The organism is Porphyrobacter sp. YT40, from assembly GCF_006542605.1.
Taxonomy (GTDB): domain Bacteria; phylum Pseudomonadota; class Alphaproteobacteria; order Sphingomonadales; family Sphingomonadaceae; genus Erythrobacter.
In genome coordinates, this window is record NZ_CP041222.1 from 3,464,325 (window position 1) to 3,477,705 (window position 13,381).

At 66.2% G+C, this 13,381-nt stretch carries 10 protein-coding genes; 2 read left to right on the forward strand and 8 right to left on the reverse strand.

Going from position 1 to position 13,381, the window contains the following annotated elements:
• Positions 1-132 precede the first annotated feature (132 nt).
• Positions 133-1,911 carry a DEAD/DEAH box helicase gene (locus E2E27_RS16205; protein WP_141460888.1) on the forward strand — a complete coding sequence of 593 codons (1,779 nt, stop codon included), beginning with the start codon at positions 133-135 and terminating at the stop codon, positions 1,909-1,911.
• 7 nt (positions 1,912-1,918) lie between these two features.
• Here the strand turns inward: E2E27_RS16205 and E2E27_RS16210 are convergent, their stop codons facing one another.
• From E2E27_RS16210 to E2E27_RS16245, 8 genes are all read right to left on the reverse strand, one after another.
• On the reverse strand, positions 1,919-2,575 hold the full coding sequence (locus E2E27_RS16210) for an NrsF family protein (protein WP_141460890.1): 657 nt from the start codon (positions 2,573-2,575) through the stop codon (positions 1,919-1,921).
• Between the two features lie 2 nt (positions 2,576-2,577).
• Complete coding sequence (locus E2E27_RS16215) at positions 2,578-3,102, reverse strand: sigma-70 family RNA polymerase sigma factor (RefSeq protein WP_141460892.1); 525 nt, start codon at positions 3,100-3,102, stop codon at positions 2,578-2,580.
• Positions 3,103-3,206: 104 nt separating this feature from the next.
• Positions 3,207-4,337: an acyl-CoA dehydrogenase family protein gene (locus tag E2E27_RS16220; RefSeq protein WP_141460894.1), complete on the reverse strand. Its 1,131-nt coding sequence runs from the start codon at positions 4,335-4,337 to the stop codon at positions 3,207-3,209.
• A gap of 24 nt (positions 4,338-4,361) precedes the next feature.
• On the reverse strand, positions 4,362-5,558 hold the full coding sequence (locus tag E2E27_RS16225; protein WP_141460896.1) for an acyl-CoA dehydrogenase family protein: 1,197 nt from the start codon (positions 5,556-5,558) through the stop codon (positions 4,362-4,364).
• A gap of 175 nt (positions 5,559-5,733) precedes the next feature.
• A complete protein-coding gene (locus tag E2E27_RS16230; RefSeq protein ID WP_141460898.1) occupies positions 5,734-6,822 on the reverse strand; it encodes an LLM class flavin-dependent oxidoreductase in 1,089 nt (362 codons plus the stop codon).
• A gap of 123 nt (positions 6,823-6,945) precedes the next feature.
• The gene (locus E2E27_RS16235) at positions 6,946-7,860 is read right to left on the reverse strand and encodes an aldo/keto reductase (protein WP_141460900.1); all 915 of its coding nucleotides are present in this window, start codon (positions 7,858-7,860) and stop codon (positions 6,946-6,948) included.
• 2 nt (positions 7,861-7,862) lie between these two features.
• Positions 7,863-8,882 carry a LacI family DNA-binding transcriptional regulator gene (locus E2E27_RS16240; protein WP_141460902.1) on the reverse strand — a complete coding sequence of 340 codons (1,020 nt, stop codon included), beginning with the start codon at positions 8,880-8,882 and terminating at the stop codon, positions 7,863-7,865.
• Positions 8,879-10,879 carry an alpha-glucosidase gene (locus tag E2E27_RS16245; RefSeq protein WP_141460904.1) on the reverse strand — a complete coding sequence of 667 codons (2,001 nt, stop codon included), beginning with the start codon at positions 10,877-10,879 and terminating at the stop codon, positions 8,879-8,881. Before E2E27_RS16245 ends, E2E27_RS16240 begins: the two co-directional genes overlap by 4 nt.
• 164 nt (positions 10,880-11,043) lie before the next feature.
• On the opposite strand from E2E27_RS16245, the gene E2E27_RS16250 reads away from it, so the two are divergent.
• On the forward strand, positions 11,044-13,356 hold the full coding sequence (locus E2E27_RS16250) for a TonB-dependent receptor (RefSeq protein WP_141462002.1): 2,313 nt from the start codon (positions 11,044-11,046) through the stop codon (positions 13,354-13,356).
• Positions 13,357-13,381: the final 25 nt, after the last annotated feature.

Genomic DNA, 13,381 nt, shown 5'->3' on the forward strand with positions numbered 1-13,381 from the left:
TCTGCCCTGACGACAAAAGCGCAAGCCAAACCCGCCAAAAGCGTGTAAGGGACCCGCTTTGACGCTTGATGCGTCCCCGATTTTGCCTGTCCGCCCGGTGCGGACGGCCCTTTTTCCTGAAAGCTTGCCCCCATGTCCTTCCCCGATCTGCCCGCTGGCCTCGCCGAGGCCCTGACCGCGCGCGGCTATGAAACGCTCACCCCGGTGCAGTCCGCCGTGCTCGAACCCGAAGCCCATGGGCGCGACCTTGTCGTCTCGGCGCAGACCGGATCGGGCAAGACGGTCGCCTTCGGGCTCGCCTTTGCCGATCAGATGCTGGGGGAGGATGACCGCGTGCGCCGCGCGCCCGGCCCGCTGGCGCTGGTGATCGCCCCCACCCGCGAACTTGCACTTCAGGTCGCGCGCGAGCTCGACTGGCTCTACAAGTCGGCCGGTGCGCGGATCGCCACCTGTGTCGGCGGCATGAGCCCGCAGGTCGAACGCCGCGCATTGCAGGCGGGCGCAAACATCGTGGTCGGCACGCCGGGTCGGCTGCGTGATCACCTCGAACGCGGCGCGCTCGACCTTTCAGCGCTCGCCGCCGTAGTGCTCGACGAGGCCGACGAGATGCTCGACATGGGCTTCCGCGAGGAGCTGGAAGAGATCCTCGACGCCACGCCGGATGAACGCCGCGTGCTGATGTTCTCCGCCACCATGCCCCGCCCGATCGAGGCACTCGCCCGCCGCTACCAGCGCAATGCGCTGCGGATCGAGACCGGCGGTTCGGAGCGCGGGCACGGCGATATCGCCTATCAGGCGGTCACCGTCTCGCCCTCGGAAATCGAGAATGCGGTGGTCAACCTGCTGCGCTTTCATGAGGCGGAAACCGCGATCCTGTTCTGCGCCACCCGCGACAATGTCCGCCACCTTCACGCGACCTTGCAGGAACGCGGCTTCGGCGTGGTCGCGCTGTCGGGCGAGCATTCGCAGCAGGAACGCAACCAGGCGCTGCAAGCACTGCGCGACCGCCGTGCGCGGGTGTGCGTCGCGACCGACGTGGCCGCGCGCGGGATCGACCTGCCCAGCCTCAGCCTCGTGATCCATGTCGAAATTCCGCGCGATGCCGAAACGCTCCAGCACCGCTCGGGCCGCACCGGGCGCGCGGGCAAGAAGGGGATCGCTGCGCTGATCGTTCCTTTCCCGCGCCGCAAGCGGGTGGAATCGATGCTCCGCCATGCGCGCATCAACGCCGAATGGATCGCCGCGCCGAGCCGCGAGGATATCATCGCGCAAGACCGCGTGCGGCTGCTCGACAGGCTGATGCAGCCGGTCGAGGTGACCGATGCCGACCGCGAGCTGGCCGACAAGCTGCTTGAAACGAAGAGCCCGCAGGAAATCGCGGCGATGCTGGTGCAGGCGCACCGCGCTTCGATGCCCGAGCCCGAGGAACTGCTCGCGCAAAGCCACGAAGCCCAGCGCGAGGCGCAGAAGGCACGCCACCGCGAAGGGTTCGAGGACACGGTATGGTTCCGGATGGATATCGGCCGCCGCCAGAACGCCGATCCGCGCTGGATCATGCCGCTGATCTGCCGCCGCGGGCACATCACCCGCAACGAGATCGGCGCGATCCGCATCGCCCATGCGGAAACCTATTTCCAGATCCCCCGTGCCATCGCGGGCAAGTTCGCCGAGGCGGTCGCCGCAACGGCGGGGAGCGAGGAGAACGGCGGCTATATCGCTATCGAACATTCGCCCGAACCGCCGCGCATGGCCGCGCGCGAGAATGCCCGGCGCGGCAAGCCCAATACCGGGCCCGGCCCGCAGCGGCACTTCAAGGGCAAGGCCGCAGGGGCCGCTCCCGGTTCAGGCTATGCCAAGCCCAAGCACTTCGCCAAGGGCGCGGGCAAGCCGAAGCCCAAGGGCCGCGGCTGAGCCCAGCCTACCATTTGATCAGCCGGGGCACGATCACGCGGCCCAGCAGCGCCATCGCGAACACCGGCGCGCTGTGCCACAACCCGATATGGACGATGTCGTTGTCCGGGCAATGCAGCGCAAAGGCAAAGGTACCGAAGGCACCGGCGGCGATCCCGGCGACCAGCCCCGCCACATCGGGCGCGGTCGGCGCGCCGCGGCGCAGCCACACGACCAGCGCGGCGAACACCAGCAGCGAGGCCGCCGCACCCACGGTGAAACACTGCACCCCGTGATTTGCCAGGCGCAGCGGGATCGTGTCCGCGCCCCGGCTCAGCCCGACAATCAGCGCCGCCAATGGCAGCGCGCCGGCCATGCCCGTCGCCCAGCGCCACCCGCCATGTTCGTTGCCCACCAGCGGGCGGCTCATGACGATCACGGCGAAGCTGGCGGCAAGGCCGAGACCCAGAAACAGCCCCGTGGAGACAAGGTGCATCGGATCGAACCGCCCCGCGGCAAGATCGGCGCGCAGCCCGAACAGCACGATCACCAACACCGTGGCCGCAGCCGCAGCCACCAGCGTCAGCGCCATGCCGATTCCGAAGCGCAGCGGCTTCACGGGCTCGAGCCCGCCGACCAGTTCGGCAATCAGGGCCTCGGAGTTGCGGGAAGAGGTGCGGGACATTGTCATTCTTTCTCAATCATGTGGGCGAGCTTCTTCAGCCCGCGGTGAATATTGACCTTGACCAGCGCCTCGCTCTGTCCGGTCGCGACGGAGGCTTCGGCGATGCTCAGGCCCTCGATCTTGACCAGCGCGATCACACGCTCTTGCGCGGGCGGCAGCAGGCCAAGCAGCCGGTCGAGGCTGATGCGCGCCGCGATGGCGGGCTCGTCGTCGCTGCCGATCAGCTCCTCGTTCAGCGCCTGCGCATCGGCGCGGTAGAGGCGGCGCAGGTGATCGACCCAGCGATAGCGCGCGATCGCCGCGAGCCACGGCAGGAACGGCCGCGCCGCATCCCACGAAGCACGTTTGTTGTGGAGCGCGATCAGCGTTTCCTGCACCAGATCATCAAGCTGCGCGGGCGCGATCCGGCGGCTGTAGTAACCGCGCAGCCAGCGCTGGCAGCTTTCGAGCAACGTCGCATAGGCCTGCCTGTCGCCCGCCTGCGAGAGCGCCATCAAGCGGGCGAGCGTGGCTTCATCGGCTCTCATGCCACGCGGTTCGCGGGGGCATGGCCGGAAGTTACACCACGCAGCAAAAAGCCCCGCCCTCGGCTGGCCGGGAGCGGGGCTTGCTGCATGTCGGGAAAGCGCCCTCAGCTGAGCGCGACGTGGCGCTTCAGGTGGTGGTCGACATTGCCGAACTCGCTGTCGAAGATCGTCAGCCGCTTGAAATAGTGGCCGATCGCATATTCGTCGGTCACGCCGTTGCCGCCGTGGATCTGCACCGCTTCCTGCCCGATCAGGCGCGCCGACTGGCCGACGCCGACCTTCGCGGCAGAGACCGCCAGCTTGCGGGTGCGCTCGTCCGAGCCGAGCCGCAGGGTGGCGAGATAGGTGAGCGAGACGGCCTGTTCATAGGCCGTGTACATGTCGACCATGCGGTGCTGGAGCACCTGGAATGATCCGATGGGCACACCGAACTGCTTGCGCTGGCGGCTGTATTCCACCGTCATCGCGTGGGCCACCTTCATCGCCCCGCAGGCCTCGGCGCACAGCGCGGCGATGGCTTCGTCGGTGACGAGTTCGATCAGCGCCAGCCCCTCGCCCTCGGCCCCGATCAGCGCCTCTGCGCCGACCGACACGTTCTCGAAATAGACCTCCGAAGCGCGGCGACCGTCGACGGTGACGTAATCGCGGGTGGTCACACCCGGCGTGTCCTTGGCCAGCACGAAGACCGAAACGCCCGAACGGTCGCGCCGTTCACCGCCGGTGCGCGCGGTGACGACGAGGTGGCTCGCCCACGGCGCGCCGATCACGACCGCCTTGTGGCCGTTCAGCACATAGCCCGCACCGTCCTTTTTCGCGGTGGTTTCGAGGTCGGCATAGTCATAGCGGCCCTTGGGCTCGGCATAGGCGAAGGCGAACACCGCGCTGCCCGAAACGATCGCGCCGATATGCTCTTCCTTCTGCGCCGCGGTGCCGCCGTGCTTGAGGAAGCCGCCGGCGCAGACCACGGTGGGGAGGAAGGGCTCGATCACCAGACCCTTACCGAATTCCTCCATGATGATCATCGCATCGACCGCCCCGCCGCCGAAGCCGCCATCGGCCTCGCTGAACGGCATCCCGAGAATGCCGAGCTCGGCGAGCTGTGCCCAGACCTCGGGCCGCCAGCCTTCGCTGGACGCGATCGCCTTGCGGCGATCCTCGAAGCCATATTGTTCACGCACCAGCCGCGAAAGGCCGTCGCGCACCATGCCTTGTTCTTCGGTGAAGTTGAAATCCACGAATTCTCTCCCGTCGTCAGCCGCTTAGAGGCCGAGGATCATCTTGGTGATGATGTTGCGCTGGATCTCGTTCGATCCGCCATAGATGCTGGTCTTGCGCATGTTGAAATAGGTCGCCGCGGCGTGCTGGGCATAGTCCGGGCCGACCGGGTGTTCGTTCGAGCCATTGTCGTTCGACACCCCGCCCATGTAGGGCGCGCTGTAAGTGCCGACCGCCTCCAGCGTCAGCTCCGTGAGGCGCTGCTGGATTTCGGTGCCCTTGATCTTGAGGATCGAGCTTTCCGGCCCCGGCCCCTTGCCCGCCTGCTCGCCCGCCAGCGTGCGCAGTTCGGTGATTTCCAGCGCGGCAAGATCGATCTCGAGCTGGCTCACCTTCTTGGCGAAGTCGAAATCCTTGATCAGCGGCGCACCGTCGAGCGTTTCGTGCGTCGCAATCTCGCGCAGCTTCTCGACGCCGCGCTTGCTCCGAGCGACACCTGCGATACCCGAACGTTCGTGGGCGAGCAGGAACTTGGCATAGGTCCAGCCCTTGTTCTCCTGCCCGACGAGGTTTTCGACCGGCACGCGCACGTCGGTCAGCCAGGTCTCGTTCACTTCGTAACCACCGTCGAGCAGCTTGATCGGCTTCACTTCCACGCCCGGCGTCTTCATGTCGACGAGGATGAAGCTGATGCCTTCCTGCGCCTTGGCGGTGGGATCGGTGCGGCACAGGAAGAAGCCCCAGTCGGCGTGCTGTGCCAGCGTCGTCCAGGTCTTCTGGCCGTTGATGACGTAGTGATCGCCGTCGCGCACCGCGGTGGTCTTGAGACTGGCAAGGTCGGAACCCGCGCCCGGTTCCGAATAGCCCTGGCACCACCACACTTCGCCGCTGCGGATGCCGGGAAGGTGCCTGGCCTTCTGCTCTTCGTTGCCGAAGGTGTAGATCACCGGGCCGACCATTGAGACGCCGAAGGGCAGCGGCATCAGCGCGTTCACGCGGGCGTTTTCTTCCGACCAGATGTAGCGCTGGGTCGGGGTCCAGCCGGTGCCGCCATATTCGACCGGCCATGCCGGGACCGACCAGCCCTTTTGCCCGAGGATCTTGTGCCAGGCGAGAAAGTCCTCGCGCTCCATATCCTCGCGCATGCCGAAATCGGCGAGGTGCTTGGGATAGTTTTCGGCGATGAAGGTGCGCACTTCCTCACGGAAGGCCTGCTCTTCGGGGGTGAATTCGAGGTTCATGATCGCTCTCTCCAGATGGCCGTTTGTGCTTTGACATACGCTTTGTCATGCCGAGCGGACGCGGAAAAGAGGCAATTGTGAGGGCCCGCGTCGCCGTAGCGGCAAGGCGAGCCCCTTGAAGCGACGGGCGGAGCGACGGGGGCGAATCGGCCTGCGCCGATTGCCCCCCGCGCGGTCAGATTGCGAGCGGGCCGTGCTGGATATGCGGCAAGACGTGGCGGGCGAAGAGGTCGGCTTCCTGCATGTGCGGATAGCCTGACAGGATGAAGGCCTCGATACCCTCGGCCTGATAGGCGCGCAGCTTGGCGAGCACCTGATCGGGCGTGCCGACGATCGCCGCCCCGCAGCCCGAACGCGCCCGGCCGATACCGGTCCACAGGTTCTCCTCGACGAACCCGTCACCATCAGCCGCGCCGCGCAACTCCTGCTGGCGCTGGACGCCGTAGTTCTTGGCATCGAGGCTCTTCTCGCGGATCGCGCGACCTGCCTCGTCGTCGAGCTTCGATAGCAGACGGTCGGCATATTGGCGCGCCTCGTCCTCGGTCTCGCGCACGATCACGTGGACGCGGTAGCCGAACTTGAGCGTGCGGCCGTAATTGGCGGCACGCGCCTTGAGGTCGGCGATGTTTGCGCGCACCTTGTCCATGGTGTCGGGCCACATCAGATAGACATCCGCCGCCTCGGCCGCGCACTCACGCGCTTCGTGGCTGAGGCCGCCGAAATAGAACGGCGGGCACTTGCCATTGAGGGTGGTGATTCGCGGCGGATCGAGCTTCAGCTTGTAGAACTCGCCATCGAAATCGAGATGCTCGCCGTTCAGCAGCGTGCGCACGATCTTCATGATCTCGGTGCCGCGGCGGTAACGCGGGCCGCTTTCGATCTTTTCGCCCGGCATGTCCGAGGAGATGATGTTGACGTTGAGCCGCCCGCCGGTGCCCGCGGCATTGGGGCCGAGGATACGGTCAAGCGTGGCGATCCGGCGGGCCAGCTGCGGCGGCCAGTCCTCGCCCATGCGGGTCGCCCACAGCAGCTTGATGCGCTTCACCTGCGTGGCGACGGCCGCCGCGAAGATCGTGGTGTCGACGCCCAGCTGGTAGCCCGAGGGCAGCAGGATATTGTCGAACCCGCCTTCTTCGGCGCGCAGCACGAGGTTGCGGCAATGCTCCCAGCTTGACTGGAGATAGGGGTCGGGAACGCCGAGGAACTCGTAATCGTCGTCACACAGCGCGGAGAACCACGCGATTTCGCATTGCTGTTCGGTCATTGGTCTATTCCCATCCCTAGGTCCGTTCGCCCCGAGCTTGTCGAAGGGCCGTACTTCATTGCCCCCGTGCGTTCCCAGAAAGGACGGTGCTTCGACAAGCTCAGCACGAACGGGGGGTTGCGTTTACGGCAGCGGCACGCCCCGCGCGGCGACCAGCACCGCGTACCAATCCTGCCGCGTCCAGCGCACTTTGAGCGCCTCGGCACCCTCGGCAATGCGAGTGGCGTTCTGCGAGCCGATGATCGGGATGATCCCCGCCGGGTGCGCCATCAGCCAGCTATAGGCTGCGACGGTGCGCGAAACGCCCTGCGCCTCGGCCACGGTGTCGAGCGCCGCAGCCACCGCCTTGTCGCGCGCGCTTTCGGGCGCGGCAAGACGCCCGCCACCAAGCGGCGACCATGCCATCGGTGTGAGGCCCAGCATCAGTGCCTGATCGAGCTCACCGTTCTCGAAGCAGTCGATCCGCAGCGGGCTGATCTCGGGCTGGGTGGTCGCCAGCTTGCTGCTGAGGAAGTGCTGGAGCGCGGCGATCTGGGCCTGCGTGAAGTTCGACACGCCCAGCGCCCGCACCTTGCCGCTCGCCACCGCATCGTCGAGTACGCGGGCGGTCTCTTGCGGGTGGGCGAGAATGTCGGGGCGGTGAATCTGCCACAGGTCGATCACGTCCACCTGAAGACGGCGCAGCGAATCCTCGATCGCCTTCCGCAGGTAATCCGCGCTCTGATCATAGGGCAGCGGCGGGAGAATGCCGCCCTTTGTCGCCAGCACCATCCGTTCGCGCAAGCCCGGTTCCGCCGCCAGCACCTCGCCCAGCAACACCTCGGCATCGCCAAAGCCGCTTGTCCCATCAAAGCCGTAGATGTCGGCGGTGTCGAGGAAGGTGATCCCGGAATCGAGCGCCGCGTGGACCAGCTTGGCCGCATCCGCAGCGCTCCGCCCGTCCTCGGCCAGACGCCACATGCCCCAGGCGATGGGGGAGACCTCGATATCGCTCGCGCCAAGGCGGCGCGTAGCGGGCGGCAGGGGCAGTTCACTCATTGTCAGTTCCTCTTTGAGGGTGTCTTGTTCGGGGGGGCGACCGAGGCGCGTTCGACAAGATCGTGGGGCAGGCGCTTGTGGGTGATGTCCCCGCCTGCAATCAAAATCTGGGTCGCGGTCCGCGCGAGGTCGGCCATTGGCTGGCGGATCGTGGTCAGCGGCGGCCAGACGGTGCGCGCCAGCGTCGTATCGTCGAAGCCCGCCACCGAAAGCTCGTCGGGCAGCGCGATCCCGCGATCATGCGCAACCGCCAGCACGCCTGCGGCCATGTCGTCGTTCGAGGCGAAGATCGCGGTCGGGCGGTCGGGCAGGCCCAGCAATGCGTTCGCCCCGGCCACCCCGCTGTCGAAATCGAACGCGCCATCAACCACCAGCCCCGGCTCGAACGGAATGCCCACGCGGTCAAGCGCGCGGCGGTAACCGAACAGGCGGTCGTCCGAGGCCATGTGGTTCGAATGGCCCTTGATGAAGCCAATCCGGCGGTGCCCGGCATTGATCAGATGCGTGGTCATGTCGTCGGCAGCCTGCGCGTCGTCCATGAACACGCTGGAGGTCAGCGCGTGGTTGGTGCCCGGCGAAATGCGCACGAAGGGCACGTCCATCCCCTCCAGCGCGCGCAGGACCGGATCGCAATCGGTGACCGGCGAGGACAGGATGATGCCATCGACATGGGTCTCGCTCACCAGCCCGCGCACCTGATCGCCGACGCGCGGATCGGCGACGTCGACCGGCTGCGCGAGCAGGCGGATACCCGCCTCGTGGCACACGTCCCAGCAGCCCTTCTGGATCTGGAACATGTAATAGGGGCTGTGATTGTCGTAGATCAGCGCGACCTGATTGGACTTCGCGCCCGACAGGATGCGCGCCGCGACCGAGGGGCGGTAATCGAGATCGACCATGGCCCGCTCGACCCGCTCACGCAGCTCGGCACTGACATAGGGATGACCGTTCATCACCCGGCTGACGGTCTTCACCGCCACGCCCGCGCGGGCGGCGACATCGCGGATATTGGCGCGGCTCATGCGGAAAGGCTCCCCGCGATTTTGGCGAACAGTGCGGCGAAGGCGCTGTCGGGGCGGTAGAACACCGGCGGTTCTCCCAACGGCGCAGGCACGTCGTGCCAGCCCGGCGCGTAACCCGCCCCGCTCCACAGGTGCCGCCAATCGCCGTCCGGCAGATAGACTTGCCGCATCACCGCCCCCGCTTCGATCACCGGTGCCACCATCATGTCCGCACCATAGAGGTATTGGTCCTGAATGGTGAAGGTCTCGCGGTCCTGCGGATTGTGCAGGAACAGCGCGCGCTGGGCCGGGAGGCCGATCGCCCGCGCCTCGGCGACGAGGTGCGCGACATAGGGCGCGAGCTGCGCGTGGACACGGCTCCAGCGCACGAAACCTTCGATCAGCTCGGCGGTCGAATCGATCTGGAAATTGTCGTCCGGACGGTTGCCTTCGTGCGTACGAAACACGGGACTGAAGGCGCCCAGTTCATACCAGCGCAGCAGCAGTTCGGGCGTGCGGACATTGCCGAACAGGCTGGTGTAACCGCCGACATCGGAATGGCTAAAGGCATTGCCGACAAGGCCCGATGACAGCGCGGCGGTGACGACCGTGCCGATCCCGTCATGGCGGCTGAAATCGACCGACTGGTCGCCCGCCCACAGCAGGGGGCAATGCGCCTGCACTCCGGTGTGGCCCGCGCGCATGAACCACAGCACATCGCCCGTGCGCCCGCGTGAGGCGACGGCACGCGCGTTGACCTCGGCCCAGCGCACCGGCCAGCGGTTGTGCTCTTCCATCGGGTCGCCATCGAACAGCCGCAGGTCGGTGGGGAGATATTCGCCGAAATCCGCCATCCAGCCATCGAGCCCGAAATCGAGCATCCGCTGGCCGATGACTTCCTCAGCGAACCAGTGGCACGCGGCGGGGTTGGTGAAATCGACCACGCCTGCATGAAACTCACCGAAGTCGACGGCATAGGGCTCGTCGCTGTCGAGGCATTTGGCGAAGTAGCCCTTGGCGGCAGCTTCGGGATAGAGCGGGCCGTCGACCGCGAGATAGGGGTTCACATAGCCGAGGAAGCGGATGCCGCGCGCCTTGAGGGCGGCGATCTTCGCGGGAAGATTGGGGTAGCGCTCGGCGTTCCACTGCCAGTCCCAGAACAGGCGGCGACCGAAGCTGGTTTCGCGGATGCCGACCCAGTCTTCGCACCACAGGCCCGCAACCGCCGCGCCTGCATCGATCAGGGCTTCGAGCCGCTCGAAACTCGCCTCGCCCTGTTTCAATCCGACGATGGCCCCGCCCAGCGCCCAATCGGGGAGCGGCTGGCGCGGGCCGAAGCGCGCGCCAAGCTGCCGGGTAAGATCGGCGGGCGCGCCTTCGAACAGGTCGATGCGGGCCTCGTGCGACCATACATGAACCCGCAGCCGCCGGGCTTCGCGCGCGTCGAGTTCGACATATTCGGCATTGGCGAGGCTGATCGCCCAGCCGCTGGAGCACAGCACCGTGGGCTCGGGATAATTGGTCGTCCAGTAGTCCCCGCCCGCAAAGCTGCCGTCGGCGCTGGCCTGATCGGTGAGCGGCGTTCCGGGTTCGCGCCCGACGCCTGGCTCGCTCGTCCAGATCGGGAAATTGCGGCCATTGAGAACGAGATAACTCATCTGCTCGCCCCCGCCCCACAGGACGTCATCGGGCGCGAGATCGAGGTCGAAAGTGACGCGATCATGCGTGGTCAGCGCGGTAAGGGTCAGCCGCGATGCATCGGGCGCAAGATTCGCGGCCAGTTTTGCGCTGTCATCGGCGCTCGCGAGCACCACCGCGCCCTCCCCGGCCACTTCGCACAGCGATAGTGGCATCGCCGCCACAGGGGTATCGTCGAGGCGGAAATTGCCGCGCACCATCGTCACCCGGGGATCGCCCGAAGCCAATGAGATAGCGGGGCTTTCCCGTCGATGACGCAGCACGACGCGCCCGGCCAGCCGCAGGTCAAAACCCCCTTCGCTTGGCGTCAGCTGCACCATTCCAGCCCCATGATCCTCCGCAAGCCTGTCCCTTGGCCTTATCTGACACCGCTTGACAGATCGGGGCAGAAAGCGCAACCCGACCGGCGATAGATCGACCGCACGGGCGATGGTCTTGCGCCATGTCCGAAAGACCCGATCACGACCTAGGGGAGAACATCACGATGCCGACCACCACCCGCATTGCGCTCAAGACGCTGGCCCTGTCGGCCAGTTCGCTGGCGCTGATCACCACCGCACCGGCCATGGCGCAGGTCGAGGAAATCATCGTAACCTCTCAGAAGGTCGAGGAAAATGTGCAAGATGTGCCGATCGCCATCACCGCGGTCAGCGGCGAGCGGCTGGATCAGGCGGTGGTCTTCAGCCTCGAGAACATCTCGACCGTCGTCCCCTCGGTAACCTTCCGCAAGGGCACCACCAGCGCCAACAGCGCGATCGTGATGCGCGGCGTGGGCACCATCAGCTTCTCGGTCGCAGCCGAGCCGAGCGTGTCCACCGTTGTCGATGGCGTGGTGCTGAGCCGTTCGGGCCAAGCTTTCATGGATCTGGTCGACCTCGAACGGCTTGAAGTGCTGCGCGGCCCGCAGGGCACGCTGTTCGGCCGCAACGCCTCGGCCGGCCTCGTCAACATCGTCTCCAAGGGCGGGACCGACAGTTTCGAAGGCGAAGCCCGTGCCGACTGGTTCGAAGGCGACGAATACCGCCTGCGCGCCGCGATCTCAGGCCCGCTGGCCGAGAACATCAGCGCGCGCCTGACCGGCTTTTACGGCACCTTCGATGGCAACATCACCAACATCAACGGCGGCACCAACAACACCGTCAACGGCTATGAGCATTACGGCTTGCGCGGGATCGTCGATTACGACGACGGGGCAAACGCGGTCCGCCTGATTGCCGACTACTACAAGGCGGACGACGATTGCTGCGCCGATGTCACCGGCGTCAGCCGCGGCAATGCGGTGCAGGATGCCGAGCTTGGCCTGCCCGGCGGCCCGGCGCAGGGCGAAGACCAGCGCTTCATCAACCACAACCTCGTCACCCGCACGCAGGACAAGCAGTGGAGCCTGACCGGCTCCGGCGATTTCGCCATCAGCGACACCCACACGCTGAGCGTGGTGCTGGGTTATCGCAACTGGTTCAACCGCGAGCTGCGCGAAGGCGATTTCCTCCCGCGCGCCATCGTCGGCGTGGGCGAGCTGCACGATAACGGCGTGGTCAAGACCGAGCAGGTCTCGGCCGAAATCCGCATCGCGTCCGACCAGAGCAAGGCTTTCTTCTATCAGGCGGGCGCCTTTGTCTGGCAGTCGGACAACACGCAGGACTTCACTCGCAACAATGTCACCTGCGCCAGCTCGACCTTGCCCGCTGCCCCCAGCGGCGCGGTGCCGTGCAATCTCAACGACACGGTCAACACGATCTTCCCGACCGCAACCTCGCGCAGCGAAGTGCGTTCGGTGAACTACGCGCTGTTCAGCCAGGCGACCTATCGCTTCACCGAGCAGCTCTCGCTGACCGGGGGCCTGCGCTACACGTGGGATGATCTGGAGTTCACCCACACCCGCGCGCCGGGGATCAACCGCACCACCGGCCTTCCGGCGACCGGCCCGGGCGTCAACGGCAACCCTGCGGGCGGCACCATCGCCAATGGCGGCAACGGCACCAACACCTCTTCGGGCGAGACCACCAACGGCAACCTGTCGGGCCGTGCGGTGCTGCAATTCGAGCCGTCCGAAGACATCATGCTCTACGGCTCCTACACCCGCGGCTACAAGGGCCCGGCGTTCAACGTGTTCTTCAACCACACCGCACCGAACAACGCCCAGCCGATCGACGAGGAAATCTCAGACAGCTTCGAAATCGGGGTGAAGTCGCAGTTCCTCGACCGCCGGGTGCAGCTCAACGTCGCCGCCTTCTCGGTCGAGTATGACGGGTTTCAGGCCAACAACTTCGTGCTGGTCAACGGCGCGACGGTGTCGAACCTGACCAATGCCGGGACGGTGAAGAGCGATGGTTTCGAGGCCGATCTGGTCGTCAACCCGGTCGGCGGGCTGAACCTGCGGGCGAGCGCGGCCTATGCCGATGCGCGCGTGAAGGAGTTCAACCCCAACCCGCTCACCAACGCGCCGAGCGCGATCAACGGCACCCAGCTGCCGCTCGCGCCCAAGTTCGTCTACACCATCGGCGGCGATTACACCGCCGATCTGGGCGATGCGGCGGTGCTCTATCTCAACACCGATTTCCGCCACACCAGCCGGCAGTTTTCCGATCTGGGCGAGGCCGGGCCGATCGATCCCTATGGCATCTGGAACGCCTCGGTCGGGTTCTCCGATCCGGACGACAAGTATCGCCTGACCTTCCACGTTCGCAACATCACCGACGAGAGCTACGTGCTGCTCAATGTCGAGAACGGACGCCGGTTGCAGATCCCGCGCGATGCGGATCGCTATTTCGGGGTCAGCTTGCGCGCCCGGATGTGATGAGCACCTTCCGGTCGTGACATCA

Excerpts from the sequence above, each read along its gene's own strand:
- E2E27_RS16205 (WP_141460888.1), top strand. The coding sequence starts at position 133 with ATGTCCTTCCCCGATCTGCCCGCTGGCCTCGCCGAGGCCCTGACCGCG.
- E2E27_RS16210 (WP_141460890.1), bottom strand. The coding sequence starts at position 2,575 with ATGTCCCGCACCTCTTCCCGCAACTCCGAGGCCCTGATTGCCGAACTG.
- E2E27_RS16215 (WP_141460892.1), bottom strand. The coding sequence starts at position 3,102 with ATGAGAGCCGATGAAGCCACGCTCGCCCGCTTGATGGCGCTCTCGCAG.
- E2E27_RS16225 (WP_141460896.1), bottom strand. The coding sequence starts at position 5,558 with ATGAACCTCGAATTCACCCCCGAAGAGCAGGCCTTCCGTGAGGAAGTG.
- E2E27_RS16230 (WP_141460898.1), bottom strand. The coding sequence starts at position 6,822 with ATGACCGAACAGCAATGCGAAATCGCGTGGTTCTCCGCGCTGTGTGAC.
- E2E27_RS16235 (WP_141460900.1), bottom strand. The coding sequence starts at position 7,860 with ATGAGTGAACTGCCCCTGCCGCCCGCTACGCGCCGCCTTGGCGCGAGC.
- E2E27_RS16240 (WP_141460902.1), bottom strand. The coding sequence starts at position 8,882 with ATGAGCCGCGCCAATATCCGCGATGTCGCCGCCCGCGCGGGCGTGGCG.
- E2E27_RS16245 (WP_141460904.1), bottom strand. The coding sequence starts at position 10,879 with ATGGTGCAGCTGACGCCAAGCGAAGGGGGTTTTGACCTGCGGCTGGCC.
- E2E27_RS16250 (WP_141462002.1), top strand. The coding sequence starts at position 11,044 with ATGCCGACCACCACCCGCATTGCGCTCAAGACGCTGGCCCTGTCGGCC.